This window comes from Pedobacter panaciterrae (genome assembly GCF_013204795.1).
Classification (GTDB): domain Bacteria; phylum Bacteroidota; class Bacteroidia; order Sphingobacteriales; family Sphingobacteriaceae; genus Pedobacter; species Pedobacter panaciterrae.
This window is the reverse complement of record NZ_JABMKW010000020.1, coordinates 1,438,920-1,464,980: the sequence shown is the minus strand read 5'-3', so window position 1 is coordinate 1,464,980 and position 26,061 is coordinate 1,438,920. Positions and strand designations below refer to the sequence as shown.

General features: G+C 40.4%; 20 protein-coding genes. 17 read left to right on the top strand and 3 right to left on the bottom strand.

Annotation, left to right across the window (positions count from 1 at the left end):
• The first annotated feature begins 23 nt into the window (after positions 1 to 23).
• Positions 24 to 1,001: an NmrA/HSCARG family protein gene (locus tag HQN86_RS25310; protein WP_216854513.1), complete on the top strand. Its 978-nt coding sequence runs from the start codon at positions 24 to 26 to the stop codon at positions 999 to 1,001.
• A 71-nt stretch (positions 1,002 to 1,072) separates the two neighbouring features.
• Here the strand turns inward: HQN86_RS25310 and HQN86_RS25305 are convergent, their stop codons facing one another.
• Positions 1,073 to 2,548 carry a family 43 glycosylhydrolase gene (locus HQN86_RS25305; protein ID WP_172663624.1) on the bottom strand — a complete coding sequence of 492 codons (1,476 nt, stop codon included), beginning with the start codon at positions 2,546 to 2,548 and terminating at the stop codon, positions 1,073 to 1,075.
• 265 nt (positions 2,549 to 2,813) lie between these two features.
• Here HQN86_RS25305 and HQN86_RS25300 point away from each other — a divergent pair, with 265 nt between their 5' ends.
• From HQN86_RS25300 to HQN86_RS25290, 3 genes are read left to right on the top strand one after another with little or no spacing between them, the layout of a single operon-like run.
• Positions 2,814 to 5,942: a beta-L-arabinofuranosidase domain-containing protein gene (locus HQN86_RS25300; RefSeq protein ID WP_172663623.1), complete on the top strand. Its 3,129-nt coding sequence runs from the start codon at positions 2,814 to 2,816 to the stop codon at positions 5,940 to 5,942.
• 40 nt (positions 5,943 to 5,982) lie between these two features.
• Positions 5,983 to 6,867 (top strand): HlyD family secretion protein, encoded by an 885-nt coding sequence (locus HQN86_RS25295; protein ID WP_172663622.1) that lies wholly within the window; start codon positions 5,983 to 5,985, stop codon positions 6,865 to 6,867.
• 49 nt (positions 6,868 to 6,916) lie between these two features.
• Entirely contained in the window at positions 6,917 to 7,438 is a 522-nt protein-coding gene (locus HQN86_RS25290) for a hypothetical protein (protein WP_172663621.1), read from the top strand.
• Between the two features lie 22 nt (positions 7,439 to 7,460).
• Here HQN86_RS25290 and HQN86_RS25285 read toward each other — a convergent pair whose 3' ends face one another.
• Positions 7,461 to 10,004, bottom strand: a complete 2,544-nt coding sequence (locus HQN86_RS25285; RefSeq protein WP_172663620.1) for an SEL1-like repeat protein — start codon at positions 10,002 to 10,004, stop codon at positions 7,461 to 7,463.
• 227 nt (positions 10,005 to 10,231) lie between these two features.
• On the opposite strand from HQN86_RS25285, the gene HQN86_RS25280 reads away from it, so the two are divergent.
• From HQN86_RS25280 to HQN86_RS25245, 8 genes are all read left to right on the top strand, one after another.
• Complete coding sequence (locus HQN86_RS25280) at positions 10,232 to 10,822, top strand: sigma-70 family RNA polymerase sigma factor (RefSeq protein ID WP_172663619.1); 591 nt, start codon at positions 10,232 to 10,234, stop codon at positions 10,820 to 10,822.
• A 122-nt stretch (positions 10,823 to 10,944) separates the two neighbouring features.
• The gene (locus HQN86_RS25275) at positions 10,945 to 11,958 is read left to right on the top strand and encodes a FecR domain-containing protein (protein WP_172663618.1); all 1,014 of its coding nucleotides are present in this window, start codon (positions 10,945 to 10,947) and stop codon (positions 11,956 to 11,958) included.
• 232 nt (positions 11,959 to 12,190) lie between these two features.
• Positions 12,191 to 15,490: a TonB-dependent receptor gene (locus HQN86_RS25270; protein WP_172663617.1), complete on the top strand. Its 3,300-nt coding sequence runs from the start codon at positions 12,191 to 12,193 to the stop codon at positions 15,488 to 15,490.
• Positions 15,491 to 15,501: 11 nt separating this feature from the next.
• On the top strand, positions 15,502 to 16,329 hold the full coding sequence (locus tag HQN86_RS25265; RefSeq protein ID WP_172663616.1) for a hypothetical protein: 828 nt from the start codon (positions 15,502 to 15,504) through the stop codon (positions 16,327 to 16,329).
• A gap of 259 nt (positions 16,330 to 16,588) precedes the next feature.
• Positions 16,589 to 18,118 (top strand): M61 family metallopeptidase, encoded by a 1,530-nt coding sequence (locus HQN86_RS25260; RefSeq protein WP_172663615.1) that lies wholly within the window; start codon positions 16,589 to 16,591, stop codon positions 18,116 to 18,118.
• A 468-nt stretch (positions 18,119 to 18,586) separates the two neighbouring features.
• Complete coding sequence (locus HQN86_RS25255; RefSeq protein ID WP_246269735.1) at positions 18,587 to 18,940, top strand: helix-turn-helix domain-containing protein; 354 nt, start codon at positions 18,587 to 18,589, stop codon at positions 18,938 to 18,940.
• Positions 18,941 to 19,029: 89 nt separating this feature from the next.
• A complete protein-coding gene (locus HQN86_RS25250; protein WP_172663613.1) occupies positions 19,030 to 19,785 on the top strand; it encodes an SDR family oxidoreductase in 756 nt (251 codons plus the stop codon).
• A gap of 83 nt (positions 19,786 to 19,868) precedes the next feature.
• Positions 19,869 to 20,222, top strand: coding sequence for a hypothetical protein (locus HQN86_RS25245; protein ID WP_172663612.1), 354 nt, complete (start codon positions 19,869 to 19,871; stop codon positions 20,220 to 20,222).
• 397 nt (positions 20,223 to 20,619) lie between these two features.
• Here HQN86_RS25245 and HQN86_RS25240 read toward each other — a convergent pair whose 3' ends face one another.
• The gene (locus HQN86_RS25240; RefSeq protein ID WP_172663611.1) at positions 20,620 to 21,249 is read right to left on the bottom strand and encodes a hypothetical protein; all 630 of its coding nucleotides are present in this window, start codon (positions 21,247 to 21,249) and stop codon (positions 20,620 to 20,622) included.
• A 466-nt stretch (positions 21,250 to 21,715) separates the two neighbouring features.
• On the opposite strand from HQN86_RS25240, the gene HQN86_RS25235 reads away from it, so the two are divergent.
• From HQN86_RS25235 to HQN86_RS25215, 5 genes are all read left to right on the top strand, one after another.
• On the top strand, positions 21,716 to 22,033 hold the full coding sequence (locus HQN86_RS25235) for an ArsR/SmtB family transcription factor (RefSeq protein ID WP_172663610.1): 318 nt from the start codon (positions 21,716 to 21,718) through the stop codon (positions 22,031 to 22,033).
• Entirely contained in the window at positions 22,033 to 22,527 is a 495-nt protein-coding gene (locus tag HQN86_RS25230; RefSeq protein ID WP_172663609.1) for an SRPBCC family protein, read from the top strand. The genes HQN86_RS25235 and HQN86_RS25230 overlap by 1 nt, the downstream gene beginning before the upstream one ends.
• 93 nt (positions 22,528 to 22,620) lie before the next feature.
• Positions 22,621 to 23,049, top strand: coding sequence for a VOC family protein (locus HQN86_RS25225; RefSeq protein ID WP_172663608.1), 429 nt, complete (start codon positions 22,621 to 22,623; stop codon positions 23,047 to 23,049).
• A 29-nt stretch (positions 23,050 to 23,078) separates the two neighbouring features.
• Positions 23,079 to 23,675 carry a hypothetical protein gene (locus HQN86_RS25220; RefSeq protein ID WP_172663607.1) on the top strand — a complete coding sequence of 199 codons (597 nt, stop codon included), beginning with the start codon at positions 23,079 to 23,081 and terminating at the stop codon, positions 23,673 to 23,675.
• Between the two features lie 480 nt (positions 23,676 to 24,155).
• Positions 24,156 to 25,514, top strand: coding sequence for an IPT/TIG domain-containing protein (locus tag HQN86_RS25215; protein WP_172663606.1), 1,359 nt, complete (start codon positions 24,156 to 24,158; stop codon positions 25,512 to 25,514).
• Positions 25,515 to 26,061 lie beyond the last annotated feature (547 nt).

Sequence of the window (26,061 nt, the reverse complement as noted above, 5' to 3'; positions counted from 1 at the left end):
CATTTCACTTAAATAATAAAAGAATGGTATCGAATTTAAAAGTAAATGAAGCAATGAAACAACAGGACAAACCGCTTATCACAATAGTTGGTATTTTGGGCAAGCAGGGGCGCAGTACTGCACGTACATTGTTACAGAGCGGGCGTTATCGTGTACGTGGAATTACTCGACGTACAGATTCACCAGAAGCCCTTGATTTGGTCGAGCAAGGAGCTGAACTTGTGAGTTTACCACTTTGTCTGGGTTATAAAAAAGATTTCGTGGAAGCGTTTCGGGGCTCGAGTGGTATTTTCATGATGACGCCAAGTATTGCCCCTCCGCAAACCCACGAGCTGGAGTTGGGTAAGGAGTTAGCGGACGCAGCAGTTGAAGCAGGGGTTCAGCATATTATCTTTAGCAGTTTGGAAAATGTAGATAAAATTACAGGAGGGAAAAAGTTTGCTCCACATTTTACAGACAAGGCTATGATTGAAGCATATATCCGCACACTTCCCATCACAAGCTCGTTTATCTACATGGCTTTTTTTTACACTAATTTTATGGAGTTTTATACTCCTGTTTTAGTGGGTGATACACTTGTATTTCCGATTTATTTACCAAAAGATTTTCGCGCACCATTTGTTGATCCCCTTACAGCTACTGGCCCCGCCGTTTTGGAAATTCTTTCGAACCCCAGTCGATATGCCGGTAAGTCCCTGCCAGTAATTGGCGATATTATTTCACCACAGGAAATGGTAGATACTTTTGTTCGGGTCACAGGTAAGAAAGCCAGGTATGGCTCAGCATTCACACGGGAGGATTTCCTTCATCAATTCCCGGAATTTCGGTCAAACGAGCTTTTGGTACGTGAGATTTTGGGAATGGCTGAGTATGCAGTTGAATATGGCTATTTCGGCAAAGATCGCGATTTGCTATGGAGCCGTCAAATAGACCTCGATACCCTTAGTTGGGAAGAGTTTCTACGGACTACGGGTTGGCAAGGCCAAAAGCTCACATATTGATGACGAATCATTATTTGAATTCGATAGTTAGAAAAACAGCTACTGCTTTTCTAACTATAAAAGGTAAGATATTAAGGATTTTCAAACTTCCAAAGCTGAGGATCTGCCCCATTCCAGGTCCATGACCTTACATCTGCCCCCGGTGCCGGGTCTCCATTTACAATATCAAGCACATTATTTCCCGCCTTTGCCATAATACGGTACCAGCCTCCTCCCACAGATTCAATGCGCCACTGCTGGCAATCATTAGGAAAAACGTCCCAAACCTGAACATTTGCCCCGCGTTCAATTGCACAAGCATCCAGATCTAATGATTTATGATTAGGAAGTTCTGAGATAATCTTATAAAACCCATTGTTCAAATAAGTAAGGTTCCATTTCTGTCCATTACAGGTAGTACGAGTCCAGGTCCTTACATCGGCATTGCCAACAGCACACCCTGCAATATCCAGATATAAGCCAGCACCAGAAACTGTATTAACCTTTGACCTGATTGCATACTGCCCATTAGGTATTGGGTTAGGTATCAGGCAAGGTGTTGAACCCAATGATTGTGTTACACCTGAAACGGTAATGTTTATTGGCATAATATTACCTGCCCCATCAAAAAACATCCTGTCAATAGCCACTTGACGCTCATGTATATTCGTACTCGTACGCCTGTGGTAAACAAAGAAATACTCATCACTGCAGCCCGGTTTTCTTAATACGGCATTATGTCCTGGTCCTTTTATCGCTCCAAGTGGTGATGTGATACGCCCTTTAGTTGTCCATGGACCCATTGGGTTAGATGAAGTCGCATATTCTACATGATAATCATCACTGCTGAAATCATTAATGGAGTACATCAGATAATAAATACTATTTCTTTTAATGATATACGGTGCTTCAAAATAATTGGACGGCTTATTATGTCCTCTCGTGCCTGTTAGCGATATCATATCATTATTAAGCTGCTGAATGTTTATCGTGGTATTTCCCCAGTACATATAGGCTTGCCCATCGGTGTCTACAAACACCATCGGATCTATTGGGTCAGTTCCATCACCAGTTGCAAGAGCACTCCCTTTATCAACAAATGGACCTGTTGGGCTGCTGCTCACAGCCACACCGATTTTTTTTGCAGCAGTATAATAAAAATAGTAGTTCCCATTTCGTGCAACTACAGATGGTGCCCAACCATCTGTATGCGCCCAGCTAACGTTTACTAAATCTAATACAATGCCCTCGTCGGTCCAGTTTAGTAAATCTGTTGATGAATAAGCATGAAATTGGCTGGCATTTGGTCCGGTAGCAGTTGGGTAAATGTAATATTTTCCATTTGCATAAATGATATCGGGATCTGCCGTCGCGACAGGTAAAATAGGATTACCACTCATTAAATCCACAGATAGTAATTTCTGTGTTGCCTCATTACTTTTGAGCGTGGCTTTGGAAACAGACTCAGGATCTTTTTTTGCACATCCTGAAAAAATTGAAGCAATAATTATTGCATAGGTGAATAAATTGTTTGCTATTCGCAAACGGCCCGTTGAGATGATTTTCATACGATTTTTATAATTGGTTTAATCTAATTTACTGCTTCCATACATTCAATTCTGATCAAAAATTTGTCTAATTGTATCATTTATTCAATAGCAAGAACAAGCCAGTCACGTGTATTTCCCCATTATTTGAAAACCAAATATTTCCAGTATTAAAGCCGGGCTAAAGAGATGATTGCACTTTAAAAATTGGTAGGGTGTTAATATTATGGTTTCATAAGTTAAAATCCACTAACTATCGACGATTAATTCTTGATAGTTTTACGTCATGAATTGCTACTGTTATATTGATAAGTGTATTGTTAAAAAATATAATTTAAGAAGGAAAGTCCATTCTCTACTTTTTTACGCTGCGCTATGCATCACTTTTTTTAGCCAGTCCATCTACAACGTTAAAGCACAAAGTGGTGATCAGATACTGGATGGTATAGGCGAAACCGGTATGATTGCGCGTTATATTTTTAACGGTGATCTTAAAGACTGGTCTCGAAATAACCTTCATGCCAAAGCTGAAGGTGTGCAGTCTCATTTTGCAAATGATATACAATTTGGTAAGGTTTTATCATTGTCTGGTGATAGTGATGACTTTATTAGTTTGCCTGCTGCGTCTTTGGCGGATATAGAGTCACTTAGTTTATCCACGTGGGTAAAACTGCGTTCCGATCAACCTGGGCAATATTTGTTTGATTTTGGAAAGAGTGTAACAAACCATTTTTTCGCTGCTCCGTTTGGCATAGATGATGAAAAAGGTTTTCAGACCATGATACGTTCAGAGAAGAGTGGGGGAAATGGGGGTGTTAGCCCCTCTCCAGAGCTCAATAAGTGGCTTCATGTTGCAATAATTATTGATGTTTCATCTAAATCTATCATGACCTATATTGATGGTAAACTCGTGGGAAATAGCAAGGAGATTCCCTCTGAGTTGAAGATGGTTTTTAATCAACTTCCGGATGACCGGAATACGCTTTTTATCGGAAAATCTTTGAAGTCCGGAAAGTCTAATCTGAATGCATTGCTTCATGATTTTCGTATTTATCGGGTTGCCTTAAGTAAAACACAGGTATTGACTATTTACAAGAATTCAGTGAATCCTGCGGGAATTGCGAACGACAATGGGGTAAATGTAAGTAATTTTAAAGAGGATATTCAGCAGTTTCCCAAAACAGAAGCACAGCTATATAATACCTATCTGGAAAAGGTAGCTGATATAGAAGTTGCCACCGAGGTGGGAGTTTTACCCCGCTTTCCCAGTTATATTCAGGGGACATACAGACAATTAAAAAATGGGCCAGGTGTGAGGGTTTTATGGCCTTTGCCTAATGACAACAGTTCGGTGCTTAGCCAAAGGCAGTATATTGTTTACGGGCAAATTCCTGGTACCCAAATTCGAGCCAAAGCGATTGTTACGGTAGGTGCAGAAAAAAAATCAACAGCTCCGGTTTTAAAACTGGAGACTTTTGGTCTCGATCGGGTGTCTTTAGGAAATGATCTTTTGGGTCACCAAACTAAATTTACCGAAAACAGAGACAAGTTCATCTCTACCCTGGCCAAAACTGATCCGAATTCCTTTCTCTACATGTTCCGACATGTCTTCGACCAGAAACAACCAGTTGGGGCTGTGCCACTTGGCGTATGGGATTCCCAGGACACCAAACTCAGAGGACATGCTACAGGACACTATCTTACCGCAATTGCCCAGGCTTATGCCAGCACCAGCTATGATAAGACACTTCATGAAAATTTTTCCAATAAAATGAAGTATATGGTTAATACCTTATATGAATTGTCACAACTTTCGGGCAGACCTAAGGTAGCTGGAGGTGCATTTGTATCGGATCCTGCTGCAATACCCTTTGGCCCTGGTAAAACAGGTTTTGATTCTGATCTTAGTGATCTGGGAATTCGCAAAGATTATTGGAACTGGGGTACAGGATTCATCAGTGCTTATCCGCCAGATCAGTTTATTATGTTGGAGAAAGGCGCTAAATATGGTGGGCAAAACAATCAGGTTTGGGCACCTTATTACACATTACATAAGATTTTAGCAGGTCTGATGGATGTTTATGAGGTTAGCGGCAATAAAAAGGCTTTGAATTTAGCCAAGGGAATGGGCGACTGGGTTCATAAGCGCTTAAATGTATTGCCTACAGATACCCTTATCAAGATGTGGAACACTTATATTGCCGGCGAGTTTGGAGGCATGAATGAGGCCATGGCAAGATTGTACAGGATCACAGGTAATCAAGATTATCTTCAAACCGCGATAAAGTTTGATAACATCAGAGTGTTTTACGGGGATAAAAATCACACTGGCGGATTGGTAAATAATGTGGATGTATTTCGTGGATTGCATGCCAATCAGCATATTCCTCAGGTTGTTGGAAGTATCGAAATGTACAGGGTGTCGAATAATCCAGACTATTATAGAATTGCTGACAACTTTTGGTATAACGTGGTTAATGGTTATATGTATAGCATAGGCGGAGTTGCTGGTGCACGGAATCCTGCCAATGCCGAATGTTTCATTGCTCAACCCGGAACGCTTTATGAGAATGGTTTCTCGGAGGGCGGTCAGAATGAAACGTGTGCAACCTACAATATGCTAAAATTAAGCACTGAACTTTTTCTTTTTGATCAAAGTACAGCGTTTATGGATTATTATGAGCGCGGATTGTATAACCATATTCTGGCGTCTGTTGATGAACACTCTCCTGCAAATACTTATCATGTGCCACTCAGACCTGGATCCGTAAAGCAATTTGGGAATGCGAAGATGACCGGCTTTACTTGCTGTAATGGTACCGCAATAGAAAGCAGCACTAAGTTGCAGAATTCAATTTATTTTAAAAGCACTGATGATCAATCCTTGTACGTGAATCTCTATATACCTTCAATATTGAGATGGACAGAACGTAAGGTAAGCATTATACAATCTACAAATTTTCCCAGAGCAGATCATACCAAACTGACAGTTAAAGGAAGTGGGAAATTTGATATCAATGTTCGAGTTCCTGGTTGGGCTACCAGGGGATTCTTTGTCGTGATTAATGGGCAGGCTCAAAAATTGGAGGCGCATCCCGGAACTTATCTCAGGTTGAGCCGGAGCTGGAAGGACGGGGATATCATTGAGCTTCGAATGCCTTTTCAGTTTCATCTTGATCCGGTAATGGATCAGCAGAACATAGCCAGTCTGTTTTATGGGCCTATTTTGCTCGCCGCACAGGAACCGGAAGCAAGAAAGGATTGGCGCAAAATTACCTTGAACGCTGTCGATATTAGCAAGACGATTAAAGGTGATCCTAACCGTTTAGAATTCAGAATTGACGATGTTGTTTTTAAACCATTTTATGATACCTATGGGAGACATTCGGTTTATCTGGACGTTGATTTAAAATAATGTGCTAACTTTAATGCATCTGCATGACTGAAAAATACAAATGAAAAACATAGTTGCTTTAAGCGCTCTGGTGTTAATGTTCGGGCTGGCAAAAGCGCAGTCTAATCGGGAAGATATAGAGATCCGCTGGCCAAAAGCCGAGCGATGGGAACTTGACAAGAAATTATCTATCCAAACTGATTTTTCTCGTCGTCATGAGAAGTGGGATGTTAAAGACGACAAGAAGGAAAGCTGGCAAAAAATGCTGATGATATTAAATGATGATATCACAAAAAATACTAAGCCACTGGATAGTATTAATATATCACATGACTTATCAGAAGACAAAGGCATTCGTTTTACGCTCCTGGCGGAAAATAAAAATAACCCTCTTCCATATCGGCTGATCAGTCTGGAAAACCGAACGATTAAATCTGAGCAAACTCCCATTTCTACGCTTATTTACATTATAGATGGCAAAACCTGCAGGCATACGGTTCTTGTTTCAATGAAAACAGACAAATTTCCAGCCGATTTTTTAACTCAATGGTCTGAAATTTTGTTAAGTAGCCGGATCATCCCATCAAAAGATGGAAATTTTGAACTCACTGATGATGCCTATCTTGATGTTCAGGAAATTAATGGGATTGATGAGTTTTATATTACAGCCAATTTCAAATTAAACCAGATGCAGCATTTGCTTAAGGGGCAAGCTGCGAAAATTATTATGGATGATTTACCTGAAATTCGTCTTTCGGGAAAAGTATCAGAGATCGGCAAACTAAAAAATGAATCTCCTTTTAGTTCACCTAGCAACCAGAGTGGGAATTATGTGAAAATGGTTGAAAAATTTCCTGTTACCATTAAAGTCGAAATACCACCAGCTGATAAGGATAAGTTTAAAAGTCGAATGAGTTGTATTGTCAGTGTGGCTACAGCTCCATAAAATAATGTCGTAAGTTGAGAGTGATTGTTTAACAATTTTTAAGGAGTAAATGGAGAGTCGTCAAATTGAAAATTCGCAAATACGATTGCAAGAAAATATTCCACTGACTGAGGAGGAAATAAAAGAAATGGAGATAGGACAAAAAGCAACCATGAGAATTGTTACAATTACGATCATTGTTGGCATATTGTTTTTGGGGATAATTGCTGTTTTATCTGTAGAAAAGGAAACCTTAGACAACCTGAAGTATTATGATTATATCGCTTTCTCCTGCATAGCATTATTATTTTTTAGTTTTTGCTATTTTATTGCCATGCTGGCCGATAGGTATAACAAGTACAATTGGAAGAAGGATAAACTAAACGGAAAAAATAAATTAACGAGTGTAGTGATTAACCGTGATAAAACAGAACATGCAGAATACCTAACCTTTGCCGGACCATTTAAAAATGAAAAAATAAGGATTGAGGTTAAGCAAGAGGATTACAATCGTTACAAAGCAGGATCTAAAGTTGTTGTTACTTATCTGAAATTTAGCAAAAAGGCCCTTAAAATCATTGATTCTTACTGAGAAACAGGAAAAATCTATGGTCCTAAAAACCAAACCAGCCTTTCTTTTTGGCCACAAGGTCTTCTGGTATTTCCAAACCTGCTGCTTTGGCCGCATCGATATGCTGCTGTACTTTGTTTTTATCCTTAAAGCCTGTTTCATTCTGATAAATTAAGGCAAGATCGATATGTGCCTGCGGATACCCACGGTCTAATGCGCTTTTAAAGCTATCGATTGCCATGATCACGTTTTTGTCGGTTCCTAACCCATTTAAATAAAAAATACCCAGATTGTAGGCAGAAACATCAATCCCCTCATCAGCGCCAAGCTGATAATAATGCAGCGCCTTTTCATAATCGCCTTTTAAATCATAAAGATAACCTAACCAGTTATTCATGGGTTCACCCAGATCTGCAGCAGCCTGGTAGTATTGAAGGGCCTTATCGTTATCGGAGGGAAGCAGCAAATCTTCGGAATACAAATCACCAAGATTGTTATTTGCTATTGCCAGTGACATTTCAGCGGCTTTATTTAGCCAGAACAGCGCCTTCTCTATATCTACAGGGGTACCCACTCCATGCTTATAGCACATTCCCAGTCCATTCATCGCATTTTCATTGCCAGACAGGGCACTTTTATGGTACCAATAGAAAGCTTTATCGTCGTCAAGGAATCCTTCAATATTATAGTAAAGGTGCGCAAGATTATTCATGGAAAGTGCATATCCTTTTTCGGATGCAATGGTGTCGTAGTATATTGATTTTGCATAATCCCTGGCGTTGTAAGCCGCTATGGCCTTTACGCACAGATCATGAACAGAGGTCAGTTCATCGGTTGTCTGTTCATCATTTCGGCTCAGCCCTTTTGCGTAGGCTAAAAGTCTTTTCCTGCTTTCAAACTCAAAATAGTAAGCGTAATCCTCGCCGGCATGTTCCAGCGCAACTGATTTGGGGGTAGGAGTGATGCCAGTCTCGCTAACGGAATAAACGTTGTCTGCTTTAAATGCGTAAGCAAAACCATCTTCATTAGGTTTCTGAACAACCAGGTCAAATTCAAAATCGCTAAACTCACTGGTTGCCGTATTAGCGATGCTCCACATCTGTTTTTTTTGCAACGTGAAAACGGTTTCATGAAGCCAAAGAATTTGTTGATAGTCATCAAGTGGGATTAACCAGGATGGTTGCTTCGGATTGCCGTCATAAATGCCTTTTTTCTCTGCCTGATGGATTAGTGCGATGTCACTTATCCCATCATTAACTCTGGCACGGATATCCAAAATTGCATCATACAGGCAGGGCAGCACATAGCTTTCATTTTTCCTGCTGATGAGGCCGTGTTTCTTATCTTTTCGGATTACCAGCAAGTCGTTGAAATTTGTTTGTCTGTTTATTTTTTCAAATCCGCTATCCAGCAGGTTTCCGTCTTTTTTGTACAATAAACTAGAATTAAGACCTTTATGAGGCTTAATCAATAACAGTCCCTTATCCAGGTTTTCTATAGAATCGATTGGAAATTCGCCAAGGTATTTAAAAAACTCATTGTAAATCTTTTGGTTTTTCTGTCCACTAATCTTGGTGTAATAAAAACCATATCCGGAATCAATTACCTCTGTGTGTTCAAAATCAATTACAATACGTCCTGAAGCATCAATGACACCCCAGAAAGTTTCTTTTTTTGCACTAAAACAATTCCCATTTCCAATCGTTTCTATTTCATCATAAACAAACTGAGTGATCTGATTGCCTTTTGTGTTAATCAATCCTGATTTTTTTTGGAGTGTAGCTACTGCAACACCTGAATATTCGAAATCAAAGGCATCATCCCAGATTAGCGGAATTGCAATTCTTCCGGCGGTATTTACATATCCGTATTTGCCATTTTTTGACACTACTGCCAAGCCCTGCGATCCAAAGCTGTAAAATTCATCAAATTGAGCGTTTAGTAAAACCCGGCCATCGCTATCCTTTAGTCCCCAAAGGTTATTTTCTTCAAATATTTCATAGGGAAGGTTCTCTTCATCAGCCACCCAGATACAGGACCAGCCGTAATCGTAGCCTTCATAATTTAACAGTTCAGGGAAAGCGTTAAAACCAGGACTGACATCATTAAGATCTTTATAATTCAGCAGGCTGATATCCCCAGCGTCCATCGCTCTGGTAATTATCTGATTGTTATGGGCAATGTTAGCCAGCCAAAGCTGGGCCTGTTCCGCATGAGGCGTATCCTCCATATTCAATATGTCCCAGATGTCCAGGTGAAAATAGCGCCCTGTAAGCTTATCCAGGTAATTGAACAGCTTGTCGCGGGCTTCATTAAACTTTTCTATATCTGTGATCAGACCAGGTTGGTCTTCTAGAAATTTATAAAACCGCTTCAGATTTTCAATTCCAGGTTCGGAATCAAAATATAATCCGGAATCATTAGATTCCACATGATTGTTATAATTATTACCTGAAATGAAACCTCCCTCTACTAATAATGGATGAAGCATAAGTGGCATTTCGTAACCCCATTCCATCATCATCTTATCGGTATTTTCGGCAACTGATGGGGTATTGATATTGTATAAATAGGCGCGGTGTGACATTCAGTCTATATTAAATGGCTTACAAATGATGCTGAGCCTAGAGCCAATTTTATGCCATTTGTTAGCAAAAACCAAATCACTCTTCAAAATTAAAACTCATTTGTAATTCTTCTCCAAGTAGTCGAGGTACATGCTGGTAAGATTAGATATAACAAATAGTTAACATACATTTAATGCGCTATTGTATCTCTCTAATGTACTTTTGAGAGCAAATAAATATTGGTCAAATGTCCCCAAGTCTGAACGAACATGAACTAATCAATCTTTGGAAAAACGGGGATGAAGGCGCATTCGACAAATTATTTAAACTTCATTTCCATAAATTACTCAGATTTGCTTCCCGGTATATTCACGATAGTGAGCTGGCAAAGGAAATAACAATGGACGTCATGTTCAAAGCATGGCAAAAGAAAGAAGAACTCATAAGCCAGAGTTTGGAGCCATTTCTTTTTCACCTGCTTAAAGGAGCTATGGTGGATCAATTCCGTAGGAAAAGTATTCTCTTCTTACCAGTTGATCAGATGCTTGCCGAGCCGGAGTCCAGAGAAAGGGCTGATGATCCAATCAATTACAGCCAACTTAGTTCATTGTATCAGGAAAGCCTGAACTGTCTCAGTCCCCAAAGAAGGCTGGTACTGGAAATGCGCCAGCAACAGGGAATGAGTTACAAGGAAATAGCGGATGAACTTGACATTTCTCCTAAAACGGTAAACCGACACCTTACAGATGCAGTGCATACGGTTAGAAGTTTAGTGCGGAAAAAGGGGGATATCACTCTTTTGTTTTTGCCTGCCATCGCAATCTTTATTTTTTGTTAAATATTTCCTTCTCATTATCAGTGATTTATGTTGTTTTTGACGAATACCCGCATTTTGCATTGGGTATAAGTTCTGTTTCTTACGGTATGTATAGATAGCGCACTTGCTCTAATACCGAAGGCATGAAAACAGAAATAGACAGAGAACTTTTAGTCCGATATATCAATGGCAAGTGTACTGCTGATGAACTACTTCATGTAAAGCATTTTCTTCAGGATCCCGGATGGCAGCATGCACTAAAAGCAATACTGGAAGCCGACTTTTCTACAATTGAGCCTGCGCCGCAGGCTGATGAGACGACTTTGGAAGAGTGGAACCAGGAGTTTCGAGATAAGTATTTCAAAAAAATGCCGATGAAATTGTGGTACACAAAATGGATAGGTTATGCTGCCGCTTGCCTCCTTGTTCTGGGTATTGGAGGATATTTGCTGGGCGAACATTTGGTAAAGACCAAACCGGCCTTTACAACAGCTAAGGTGATGATAGAGAAAACCAATCCAAGGGGTATCCGCTCCAAGGTGACGCTACCGGACAGCTCTGTGGTTTACCTGGGCGCGGGAAGTAGTATCAGGTATCCTCAGCAATTTGCCGCGAACGAACGAAACTTAACACTTACAGGGGAAGCTTTTTTTGAAATCTCAAAAAATCCCAAGCGGCCCTTCGTGATCCATACTGGCGAGATACAGACCACTGTGCTGGGCACCTCCTTTAAAATCACGGCCTTTAAAGATGATCCGTTGTTTGTTGAAGTGGCAACCGGTAAAGTAAGGGTATCCAGGAAGGAAAATACAAAAGTGGCAGAACTTGCGGTGCTTGTCCCAGGAGAAGGAATATCATGGGATCATCAGCTAGGAAAGGCATCAATAATACCTGTTGACGTCTCGGCAATTCAAGGATGGTCATCAGGGGAAATTACCTTTAAAAATCGTTCTCTGGCACAAATTGCGGATGAACTGGAAAACTGGTACAATATTGAAATCAGATTTGCAGGGTCTGCGTCGGTTCGTAAGCGCCTCTCCTTGAGTGTTGACGGGAAAGCCTCACTTTCGGATGCGCTGGATATCATCTGCAATACAGCTGACCTGAAATACCGCTTTAACGGAAGACAGGAAATTATTATATCCGGCAACGAATAAAATGGAAAGGAGAAAAATGAAGGGTTAATCTTTACTAAACAAAAAATCCGTTCCCGGTAAACCGGAAACGGAAAATGTGATCACACGCAGTAACATGTTTACCAAGACGCTGTACTGCAGGTGAAATGTTCCAGGCCAGGCCTGGATTAAATTAAAGTGCTTTTATCAAACAACATTAACATTCAAAAATATGCATAATGTAGTAAAACTACGTCCAACAATTCGATTTATAATGAAATTATCCCTGATTATTGCCGTCTTCCAGCTCACCTTTGTAGGAGTCCTGCTTGCCAGTGATGTATGGGGTCAAAATCTCGACAAGCTAAAGATCGAGATTAAACTTAACAATGCTTCTATAGAAGAAGGCCTCATTGCGCTTTCTAAAAAAAGTGGCATAAGGATTTCCTATGCTGATGATATGCTCCGGAAAGAAAGTAAAAAGATCACGTTAAACCGTAATGAAATTACGGCAGGAGCTGTTTTACGAAGCATCCTGGAGAAAACCAATCTTACGTATCGACTTTTTAAAAATTACATTGTTATTGATGCTAAACCTGTTCCGCAACAGCCTGGGCGTATTACTGGTAAAATCACTGACGACAGGGGTGAAGCGATGCCCAGCACAACGATTAAAATTGTAGAAACCGATCAGACGGTACAAACTTCAGTAGATGGGAAGTATAGCATTAGTCTTAAGCCGGGAACGTATACCCTGGAAATCAGCTACATTTCCTATCAAAAGCAGCGTATTACAGATGTAGTGGTTAAAGCAGGGAGCAACACCGCACTGGATATATCCATGAAACCTGATTCGAAAGGCTTAACAGAGGTAATGATAACTTCAAGCTATAAAAAAGCATCGGTAGCGGGGCTATATGCGCAGCAGAAAAATCTGTCCAATCTTTCAGATGGGATTTCTGCAGAGCAAATTGCTGCAACACCGGATAAACATGTAGGTGAAACGCTGAAACGCATTACCGGGGTATCCACCAATGAAAATAAAAAAGTAGTAATCCGTGGTATTGCAGAGCGTTACAATGTATCTCTGCTCAACGGGAGCACTTTACCAAGTACAGATGTTCAGGAACGCGATTTTGAGTTCAACCTGATCCCCACCAACCTGGTCGAAAACATTGTGGTGTCCAAGTCGATCACTGCAGATATGCCTTATGGATTCGCCGGGGGGTTGGTTCAGATCACTACTAAATCTGTACCGGAAAGCAATTTTCTTTCTATAAGTGCCGGAACCTCTTTTAACACCCGCACCATTGGAAAAGATTTTCTGGGTTATGGTCGTGGCAAATATGATTACCTGGGTTTTGATGATGGAAACAGAGATCATTTTCCGGCTGAGCTGCTGAACCTTGTGGGTAAATTTGATCCAACAAAGGATGAGAGTCAGAACGAAATCAAAGCTCCACAGGTTGGTGAGCAGAACAAGCGTATAGGAGGGACAGGGCGTTTAGGTACACGCAGTTTTCAGTCTATGCCCTCCCAAAATTACCAGCTGAGTTTGGGTAGGGCATATTCGCTTAGTGAAGCTAAAGTACGCAAACTCGGTTTTGTGGGTTCGGTAAGTTACCGGAACACGCAAACCAATGATTATGTTTCTACCATGCGCCGCGGAGACTGGGCCCATGAACCTGCTCGCCAAGATGACCCTACTGATGTAAATACCGGGAATATATATGGTTTTAATACAACCTTGGGATTACTGCTAAACGGGGGCTTGAAAACAGAAAATCACCAGATCAATACCTACAATTTATATACAAGGATATTTGACAATAGGTTTAGCCGCTATACCGGCTGGAGTTTTGAAACTCCGAAAAATGATACGGACACGAAATATGGCGGTATTTTAGAAGATGACCGACCTAAATTTACAGATTTGTTGCAAAACAAAGTAAGTGGCACGCATCACTTTAAATCGCTCACAATTGACTGGAGTTTAGCGAGGACATCTTTAAAATCGCTTGAGCAGGATGCGATATCCGCCTCGCAGAGCCCCAGGGAAATTGGAAATAGGGTACTTTACATTTATCAGCCAGGCACCGTAAGCGATCCTGGTTCAGGCCCACTGCACCGTGATGAATATATCTACAAAGAAAATAATTTTGATGGTGTGATTAGTGCTGCATACGATTTTAGGCTTGGCAAAACCAGACATGTCTTTAAAACTGGAGTGAATTATTTAAAAAAGCATGCGTTTTACGATTGGGAGGTGCTTCCTATCGTAAAAGGGACAAATTCAACTGTTCCAGTAGAACTGATTCCCATTCAGGACTGGGGCAATTATATGAGCATGGAAAACGCGGGAAACAGTTTGTTCTATTTCAAGCAAGATTACACTTCAAATAAATTTGAAGCTAAAAGCATAAATAAGGGCGGCTTTGTAATGTTAGATCACAAATTGTTACCAGGCCTTAGGGTGGTTTGGGGAGGCAGGGCTGAATATTTTAAGTTGGATACCATAACAAACTCTGCCAGTTTGCTCAGGGACAAAAATAGTAAGATCTTCTTTGAAGAAAAGAAAGACTGGTATTTTCTGCCTTCGGCGAACATTACTTATTCCCCTTTAAAAGATCTGAACCTACGTGCCTCCTATGCAAAGTCAGCTGTTCGTCCAGGATTGATGGAAAATTCAAGGTTCTCTCGTTATAACCCCAATTATGGATCGGTTGTGAGGAGCAATGGGGTTAGCAGTACGCTTATCGATAATTACGATGCCAAGATCGAACTGTTTCCCGGCGCAGGAGAACTCTTGTCGGCAGCCTATTTTTATAAATATTTTGATAAGCCTGCAGAATATTATAGGATAGACAATGAAAACAATGGCAGGGGTTACATTACCATTTCAAACTCTGACTGGGCAAAGGTAAGCGGATGGGAATTTGAACTTCGTAAAAGTTTAGGTTTTGTGTACGATGGACTTGCTTTTCTAAAGAGCGTATACGTTAGCGGCAACCTTACGCTTCAAAAATCAAAAGTAAGGGCACGGGAGGTGCAATATGAAAAAACGGCTGCTGGAATCGATACGATGTATTATAAATACATGAAATATCCCCGTGCCTTATATGGGCAAGTTCCAGTATTGTATAATGCAGGAGTACAATACGCTGGTAAAAAACTAGGTTTAAACATTAGCTTGAACCATTCCGGTTATAAGACTTTTATCACGGGGATAGAGCCCTCTTATGTTGAATATGAAAGGCCGCGAACACAAATGGATGCACAGATCAGCTATAGATTTCTTCAAGGAAAACTAGAAACCAAATTAAACATGAGCAACCTGCTTGACGCACCTTTTCGTTATTTTATTAATGATCCAACGACCTATGAATTAAAACCCGGAAATGAGGGCAAGTTAGACCTGGAATGGAGCGACAAATACAAATATAAATTTGGTTTCTCGGAGAAATTTGAAGAGGGATATATGGATCCGGCTACAAACAGGCTGGTCGGTGACAGACAAACTTCTACCCATTATACTGGCCGTACTTTCAGTCTCTCTATTTCTTATAATTTTTAATTTAAATGATCATGATCAAAACATTTAGAATAATTTACCTGGCAGCTATTTTGCCTATATTGCTGTTCAGTGCCTGTGAAAAAGATGGTATCCATATGATGCCCAAGATAAAAGCCATCAACAAAGAATTTAGCATAAGCGGTTTTGTTGTAGGCGATACTGTTGAACAATATTTTGACGGTGTTAAAATGCGGGATTATTACGGACAGGTTAGGACTGTCTCTTTTCAGAACCAGCTTGCCTTTGAAAAGGACGAGATTAACATGGAATTGAGAAGAAAAAGTAACGGAGAGACCATTTATCGTCAAACATTTAACATCAATGACAAGCAAAATGTTGTTCCTCGTTTTTATTTCGACGGCTTGAAATTCAACAAGGGATATACTTACCCGGATCCGCAGGGAGATGAATATACAGCGAATTTTTATGTGGATCCCGCTGGCGGTTTTCCCCCGGTAGATATTAATATTGAGGTACTTGAGTACTATTTTGACGGTACCAAGCCAGATCCTATTATCGTGGTAAATACCACGACCATTCCCATTGCAGAAAATGTTAAGGCAGGAGCATGGACGCCCTACCTGAAAGTTCAAGTACCAATAGCCACCCCGCAACAAAGTGGCACTGAACTTTACCCGATTGTAGTGGTCAGGGATGCAAAGACCAAAGACTATTATGTCAATAAGAATAGGGACCAAAGTACAATTAATATGGAAATTCCTTACGACGGGGTTTCTCCGGGTAAGGTGCAGAGTCTATATCTGAACAAGATACCGAGTGGTACAGAAAAAAAATTCTTTCTGGAGTTCTATGATCTTGTCCAGTTGTTTCCCCGCTAATTGTCTGGGGTGTTAATTATATAAGATTTTGTATGGGGCGTATAGTTCCCTCATTCGAAGAGAAACAAAAAAAGCCTGCAAAGATCGTATGATTTTGCAGGCTTTTTCTTGGTTATGATACCACTTTGGCAAAGAGTGGAGGTTTCGAACCCAGCTCTAAATGCAGCTTTATTTCGTATTTATGGCCTTTATAGTAATTAATTTTAATTGGATAACACAGAAAGTGAATATATTGTCAAATATTATAGAAATTATGTCTATGAATAAGTTTCTATTGATAGTAGCAATACTCATCTGTTCAACAAGATTATCGGCGCAGTCTCAAACCAATAAGTATCAATATAAAATCGATTTGTTGAATATGCGAGATAATAGGGTGCAGGTTTCCCTTGTACCACCCAAAACCAATCAGCGAGAAGCTAAATTTGTAATGCCTAAGCTAATTCCTGGCTACTATGACGCGATGAACTTTGGTCAATACGTTTCCGCATTTAAGGCATTTAATAAGAAGGGAGAGCCAATCACCGTTAAAAGATTAGATACGAATACCTGGATCGTGCCTGACTTGAAGAATACTGCTAGAATAACCTATGAAGTATCCAGCGGTTGGGAGGATCTGCCGCAAAATACTCCGGGAGCAAAATCTGCCGAAAGTACCTTTAAAAAAGACAAACTTTTTATCCTAAACTATAATGCGCTCGTCGGTTACTTTGAAAAAGTTAGAAATAAAGGCTACAAGGTGACGGTAAAGAAAAACCGGGAATTCTATCCCTCATCTGCCTTGGAATACACCCATCAGAACGATACTATAGATGTGGTTTCAGCAAAAGATTACCGTCATCTGGTCGATGCACCTGTCATGTATTGCGTACCAGACACCACCTGGATCACAGTGGGGAATGCGAAAGTCCTGGTTTCCTTTTATTCGCAGTCGCATCAATCTTATTCAAAAACCTTAGCCTCCAGATTGGACACGATTTTAAGGAGTCAGCAGGCATACCTTGGCGGGAGATTGCCTGTTAATGAGTATGCATTTCTGATCTATCATGAAAAAATCCCAAGGGGACTGATGGCTGATGGCCTTGAACACAGCAATTCTACTGTATGCCTGTACGGTTCGGGAACTTTAGACCAGCTTCCCGAGGCATTAATTGATGTTGCTTCTCATGAGTTTTTTCATATTCTGACGCCACTCAATATCCATTCTAAGGAAGTACAGGATTTTAATTTTCTTAACCCTGTATTGTCAAGGCACCTCTGGCTTTATGAAGGTATGACTGAATATGCGACCATGCATATGCCCATAAAACAACGGATGATCAGCCTTCAGCAGTTTGCTAAAAAGATCGAAGCCAAAATCAAGGGTATGGAAGGATTCGATAATAACTTGTCTATGACTGTGATGAGCACTAATGCGATCAAAAGGCAGGATCAGTATATGAATTTTTACCAAAAAGGTGCCTTGATAGGTTTATGCCTTGACATTCGCTTAAGAGAACTTTCCAATGGAAAGCTTGGTACACAGGAATTAATGCAAAAGCTGGTTAAAAAATATGGTCCTGAAAAAGCTTTTAAAGACGAAGACTTGTTTAATGTAATTACTGCATTTACATTCCCCGAGATTCGTCAGTTTTTTAAAGATTATGTCGAAGAGGGACAAACAATTTCTTTAAAAGAGATTTTGATGAAGGTAGGACTCGATTATGATGAAGCCGCAAAAACTGTTTTTGAAATGAATAACCCCTCCAGTAGTCAACTTTCGTTGAGAAAGGCATGGATAAACCAATAAGCAGAACCCATTTTGTTTACAAGGTCTGGTTGAACCCCTCTTATTGCATTGCAAACGGGGGATGGAAGTATACTTCGGGCATACTTTGGCCGGTTTTTGATAGTTCTCTCCGGTAAAACAGTATACCTTGAAGTATACTGCTTAAAATACCGATTGGATAACTTTGCTGTATAGTAGGGCTTGTATTTTTTTGCCAGGTCAAGTTTTTTCATGATTTTTTTTATTCAAAATAAACCATGCCCACTGACAACCCTAAGGTAGCCTCCTGAAATTTCTACAGGAAATTAATGCAGAAACGACAAGGGGGAAATTAAGACTGTTGAACATCCCAATTTAGATAGCTGTCTTTTTTAATGCCACCTGATTTGTAAATTGAGTAAAAAGCGATACCGAAAAGTTCACCATGCGAAAACCTTAAATTATGATAATCTTTGCAATTTCCTATTTATGTTAAACGCAAATAAGCCAATGAAACGTGGGGATGAAATTACCAGGACCTATTTTGATTTTTTAGACCTTCATCTAGCTGAAATTGTCAGCGGTGAGGCCACTGAAATGTTGACCTTGAACGAAATCGCAAGCGCCTTATGTGTTTCTCATACCCACCTGACCGATACCATTCAGCAAACAATGGGTCACCATCCCTGTTATTTCTATGATTTGAAAATCGTAGAACAGGCAAAAGAAATGATGCTCCATACGGACCGTTCTATTGCAGACATTGCGAAGAGATTGACGTATGATCCCTCCAATTTTTCAAAATTCTTCAGAAAATTTACCGGACAAACACCTGGGGCGTTTAGAAAACTGCATAAAAAATAGCGAATACCTGAAAGCTCCGAAAAGTTCACCATGTTATTTAAAGGGCGATAGCTGAATTTTATACTATCAATAATCTTAAAAAATTTATTATGAGCAGGAACGATTTAAAAGGTAAAGTAGTGCTGATCGCAGGAGGTGCAAAAAACCTGGGTGGCTTAATTAGCAGAAATGTAGCGGCAAAAGGAGCGAAGGTAGTGATCCATTACAATAGTGAGTCAACAAGAGTTGATGCAGAGAAGACCTTGGCCGATATTATCTCAGCTGGTGGCGAGGCTTACCTTACCCAGGCCGATTTAACCAGGGTGGAAAATGTGGTAAAGCTGTTTGCGGAAGCAAAAGCCAAATTTAGTGGTATTGATATTGCGATCAATACGGTGGGTAAAGTGCTGAAAAAACCATTTTTAGACACAACCGAAGCAGAGTACGATAGCATGTTCGACATCAATTCAAAACAGGCTTATTTCTTTTTACAGGAAGCTGGAAAACAATTGAACAATAATGGTAAGATCTGTACTATAGTGACTTCATTACTGGCTGCATTTACGGGTTATTACTCGACATATGCTGGTGCAAAGGCACCTGTTGAGGATTTTACCCGTGCGGCAGCAAAAGAGTTTGGAGATAGGGGGATTTCAGTTACTGCGGTTGCTCCTGGTCCAATGGATACGCCATTTTTTTATGGACAGGAGTCGGAGGATGCTGTTGCCTATCATAAATCGGCATCAGCTTTAGGGGGGCTTACCCGGATTGAGGACATTGCCCCGCTGGTGGAATTTTTAGTAACAGATGGCTGGTGGATTACAGGGCAGACCATTTTTGCGAACGGAGGGTACACTACAAGATAGAGGTTTCAAGCAAAAGTCCTAAGTGATATAGGATTTTTGCTCTTGCATTTTTATTTGCCTGGATAAATCCATAACTTAAAATCATGATAATCAAAATTATAAACACCATACTCATGCTTTTTGCTGCTTACATGGGAACCAAACAAGGCTGGGCGATGTTTTCGGGTAAAACCGAAATGCTGGAACTGTTTGGCAAATGGAGCATCGGCAAGCAGGGGGTGATGGCTTTAGGTTTCTTTACGCTGTTGAGTGTTGTCCTGATGCTCATTCCTAAAACTTTCGTCTGGGGGAATTTCCTGATGGCAGCAGGTATCCTGTTAATTATCTGTTTTCATTTACTGGGCAGAGATCTTAAAGGGGTGATGATTGAAGTACCTTTCTTCCTGCTGTCCTTAGTTATTATTTACCTCCAGCACCCAATGGTGAAAGTAAGCTAGGAGACAAATTATATACATGCTGGCTTTATTCACACACAATTCCAAAGATTTGGTCTTGTGCTGTTTCATGAAGTCCTGTGTATCCAAACGAACGATAAATTATGTGTCTTTTAGCGAACTATGAACCGAATACCTTGCTGAAATCTTAAGTCTTTGTTGCTCAGCACGATCACAATTTTGTCTTGCTCTTTAAGGCTCGACAATAGAGTTATTACACCATCAAATAAGGTTGTGTATTCGGCATCGAGATCGGTATAAAGGCCCCGTAGGAATTTACCATAGAATTGACCTCTTCAAGGGGTAGTGTTTTGCCTATGGGATGCAAGGTGGCCGAATTGGAGCAGAGATTTCAATATTTTATTAATTTTTTGTAAAAGGTATGAGATCAACCGCGTTTTTATCCTCCGCATTTAAAACGGCTCCATAGCGCATTTAGCTTCGTCCATATCGGTTTAGTAAGCGGTTTGGGAGATAGCTGGTAAAAAACAATTATTTGCATGCTTCCCGGGCATTTTTTGATATGGATTTTTGCATTAAGTAGTATTGGTTTCTGTGCCATATAATCGAGCATACGGATAGTTCCCTGGAAAGTATGCATGTCTCCTTTTTCTGTTTTTATCGCCCGGAGTTTGGTCTCAGTCTTGATGATTAGGGCTTTGGGAATGTTTCGCTTGGTGATGTTCCTGTCTACAAGGCCGTCATAATAGGCATTCAGGTTTTTTTGGAGGATCACTGTAGTTTGAACAGGAGCATTGTCCAGCAGCCATAGGAACGCATACGACCAATATTCAGGGCTTTTCTGGTTGCTCCAGCCTTTGGTAAACCGGATATCTTCCACACCAGTGTATGTAATGGATGGTGCGAAGTCTATTGGGATGGGAAAACGTTCGATTCCCCAGCCGTCCAGCTCAAGCTGATAGGGTGGCTTCCAGGAAGGGCCGTCAAATACTGGCTTATTTTGCGCCACTACCTTAGTACATAGGCAGTTGAGGGTCAAGGCAAAGAGATAGCAGGTAAACTTGTTCATATTTTAATTGCTTTAATAGTTTTGGGTTGGATGGTGATTGGTAGCAGACGGCCCGCCAACTCTACATGGAGACCGATGATGTTGATGAGCGAGGAATATTGGTTTTCCAAAAGGCCGCGCAGGGATAGTTTGAAATTAAGTAGAAACATCGTTGCATGGTTTGATTTCGTGATTGTGGTTTCCATTTTTATGCCACAACGTATAATATGGGGTGTAAATACAATATTTGGGTCTTTCTTGTGAATCTTTGTCCGATAGTGGACATGCGTTGTTCAGTTTTGAACAGCAGATGGCTTAAACGAATATGAAGGAACGGAAGCAAACTATTATAAAACTCATTTGGTCTTTCTCAACATGCTCTTTTAAAACTTCGATTCCTCTTCCAAAAAAACTTAAATAAATTTGCGCAACCCAAAAGTTGCGCATATATTTGCAACCTGAAGGTTGCTGATTAAATATTTGCAAAATGAAACAAGACATATTCCAAGCTATAGCCGACCCTACACGCAGGGCTATTTTGACTTTACTTGCCATTCAGGCTTTGACGCCGAATGTAATGGCAGAAAAATTTGATATGACCCGGCAGGCGGTATCAAAACATATTAAAGTGTTATACGAATGTGAATTGATAAAACCTGAGCAGACTGGCCGGGAAATTTACTATCACTTTAACGCGAAAAAAATGCAGGAATTTGATAATTGGTTAGCCCAATTCAGACAAAACTGGGAAACTCAATTTAACCAATTGGACCAATTATTAACAATAATTAAAACAAAGGAATAATGAACAACGATTTGCTATTTGATTTTAACGTTGATAAAACGGCGAAAACAGTATACATCACCAGAGAATTTAATGCCGCACAGTCTTTAGTATGGGATGCCTTTACTAAGGCTGAGCTGCTGGACCAATGGGGGGCGCCTGCGCCGATGCGTGCCAAAACCAAGTACATGGATTTTAAAGAAGGTGGACGCCGGTTTTATGCCATGATCAGCCCCGATGGGCAGGAGCGTTGGGCGGTGCAGGAATTTACTTCTATTACCCCGAAAATCAATTTTAAGATGTACAACACGTTTGCTGATAAAGACGAAAACCGTGAATTGCCGGGTTCTGAATGGGATTACAGTTTCAGCGAAAAAAACGGCATCACTAAAGTGAATATTACCATCTTTAATGAATCGTTTGAACGACTGGAGAAATTATTAGAGGGCTTCAAAATAGGCTTCATTATGACTTTGAAAAACCTCGAAGAACTGCTGGTCTCCTTATCGAAATAGATATAGGGAGAAAATGGTGGGGCACATTCGCAACGTGAATGCTTAAAACCGGAGAATACTAGTATAAAATTTAACCATTTAAATAGAATAACTATGAGAGCAATTAATCCGTGGATAAACTTCAATGGCAATGCCGAAGAAGCATTCACTTTTTACAAATCAGTTTTTGGCGGAGAGTTCGCAAAGATCATTCGTTTTAAAGATTTAGCAAGTGCTGAATTTTCGATAGCAGAACATGAGGCTAACAAAATCATGCATATTGCTTTGCCTATTGGCAAAAAGAATGTATTAATAGCCAATGACGTTCCCGAATTTATGGGACAGGTAAACGAGAACGAAAACAGATCTAAAATAGTGGTCAGTGCTGAAAGTAGAGAAGAGGCAGACCAGATATTTAGCGGCCTATCTGTAGGGGGCGAGGTTGAAGGGCCTATGGGTGACAGCCCTTGGAATACATACGCCGGAATGTTTAGAGACAAATATGGTATTGAATGGATCGTGGAATTTGATCCGAGCTTATAGCGGACAAGTTTACTTCAAAATAGTCATTTATGAAAACCTATCGCTTCCATTTTAATAATAGCCAAAAAAGTTCAACTATTCTGTTTTGGTTTTTTTCCACGTTGCTGACCGTTTCACTAACAGTCCTAACCATCGTTTTACCGTCGCATCCGAACCCACTTTTCCCGACCTGGCTATTACTGATCTCCTTGCCGTTAATGTTAATAGCTATTTACAGACTGTTTAAAGTGGTATCTGAAAGGAAGTCGACAGACATCGTTTCACTAAGTGAAGAAGGCTTTACCAGCTCCTGTTTCGGCTCTGTTTTGTTTTTAGAAATACACTCCATTCGGGTTCCTGTAAGGGAAATAGGACTATTGGGGGGGCTACAGCTCGACTATTACAAAAAAACTGAAGCTGATATGCCTTACCTGGAATTTTCGGTCACCACTCGGAATGGAAAAACATTAAAATGGATATTAAATGAGTGGGGTGGGCTTTATAATTCGAAAGAAGAGTTTTCAATTTTCTTTAATTTTCTCACAGCGCTAACCAATCATCTATATCTACTTTATCATGCTAAGGAGGAATATAACAGGTATTTAAAAATTCTTGACGAAAAAGGTTGCTGGGAAAAGCGAGGTTAAATTTCCATGCCGTCTGTTGTGAGGATACGGGTCATCTTGCTGCAGCTATTTCACCAATGGCGAAACTAAATTTGAAACGACTTACCAACGCTGGATTCATCGTCCTTTATAAAAGATGGATGTACTCCAAATTATTTGCCGGAATTCATAGCTATTGAAAGTAATAAACGAAGCCTTTAACGACTTGTGTGAGTAGTACTACAAAAGAAAAGTATTTCAATGGAACAACCTATTGTGATCAGGAAGCAGCACTATCTGAGTCGCTGCTATGATTACAATACCCAAATATGGGTATTGTAGCCTATTTACTAAAGTCGTAGTTTCGTATAAGATCAATCTCGATAAAGCAATTTTATCCCCCTCTTATTGTGATGCGAACATACTGCTTTAAATGATGTTATAAATGCAAGAAGGAGGATCAAAAGCTGGGCTGATAGTTTACTTGTACTCGTGACTCAATGAGAATAAACTTTGAAAACTATGAAGAAAAAATCACAAAATTACCTGGCTATAATCGGTATAATTGTTACGGCCATTTTTACAGTGCAATGCAAAAAAAACGCGCCCATAAATACCACTCCGATAAAGACTGTTATTACTAATATTAGTCCTTTACAGGGGATGAAGGGAACGATTGTAACGATTACAGGTGCTGGCTTTGACACCGTTCTGCGTACGACCAGTGTAAAATTTAATAGTAAATCTGCCACCATAAAGTCAATAACAGCTACCCAAATGATCGTTGTAGTACCTGAAGAAGCTACCACCGGTCAGATTACGGTAACTAATAAGGATACGGTCATCCTATTTCCTGCAAATTTTACGGTTAGATCCTTTGTTATCACTAAAATTCCGGCCGATAATGCGTTTGATGGTGCCTCTATTGTAAACATGGCTGCCGACGTCACCGGAAATGTCTATGTGAATACCAATACGGACACCGTTTTTAAAATATCCCCGGCGGGAGTTAAAAGTATGCTGACCAAAGTGGGCAACAGCAGCACTAAGTTGGGTGGCATAGCTGTAGACGGAGCAGGCAACGTTTATGCGGTGGGAACTAATGATTTTAAAATATATAAAGTTACATCTGCTGGAGCAGTAAGCGTTTTTGCGGGCAGCGGCGTTTCAGGGTATGCTGATGCGCTTGGTACTGCAGCCCAGTTTACCGCTCCGGCAGGTATGACTATTGACGTTTCTGGAAATTTGTTTGTTACGGATGTTTATCGCGTTCGTAAAATTACCCCGGCAGGGCAGGTAAGTACCTTTGCGGGTAAGGCAACTCCCGGAAAAGTGGATGGCCAGGGTACCTCAGCCGCTTTTGGAAGCTATGGCAACCTGAATCATATTGCCACTGATGCCTCTGGTAATGTTTATGTAAGCGATGGTGATTATGATATCAGGGGTGTCGAGAGTAGCGCTTATTACATTCGTAAAATAACACCCGCCGGCATTGTAAGCACTATTGGGCCGATACCAAAGCAAATGGCTAGTTGGACGGGGGGCAAAGGGTCTGTAACTTTACGATTTACATCTATGCTTGCGGTAGATGTAGCCGGCAATTTATTTTTACCCGGATCGTCCTATAATAACGGCACGGTCGCATCAGGCGGCTGCTGTACATTTGGCCCGGTATTCATGGTAAACAAAGCATTAAATTCCTCAGAGTTTTACGATCTTACAGGTACGTTTTCATTTCTCACTATGAGCTATACCGGCATAACTTTCGACCCATCCGGAAATATGTACATCAGCGCCGCCGTCAACTATGGTCGCCGTATGTATGAGCCGTCAAGTATGGGCAAGACAGGGAGCTTGATTGTGAAATTTATGATCCAATAGATGTCATGTTAAAATAGGATGTAAACATAGTACCACATCAGTAAAAGTCGATTTGTTTACAAAATAAGAAAAGCCAGATAAATATAAAATCTATCTGGCTTTCAGTCTTATTCGCTTTAGAAAAATCCACTTGGATCTCGGCGGGCGAAGGTCGCTACAGCGACAACAGGCGGAGAGCGAGGGATTTGTACCCTAGCCAAAAACCGTCTTATTTCGTGTCTGAGCGGACTTTGAAAATTCGACTCACCGAATTACTCACCGCAATCTCTGTTTTTTATAACTGCAAATGCTATTCTGTAAAATTAATCATAATTATCAGTATATCAAATAGTTGAGGTCATTTTTTTTAGGTTCGGGAGCCTCTTTTTGGGTTCGGGAGTCAAAAGGATTGCGTCTTTGTTTTTAACTGCTTGATTGTGAGGTTTTTGCTGGTTTGTGTTTTGCTGTGACTCACTCAACTTGAAAATTCTATTTGAGGCGCGCAGAAATGAAATAATATGTATATTTCGGTAAAAGTGGGGAAGAACCAGTTTGCAGCGAAATGAGG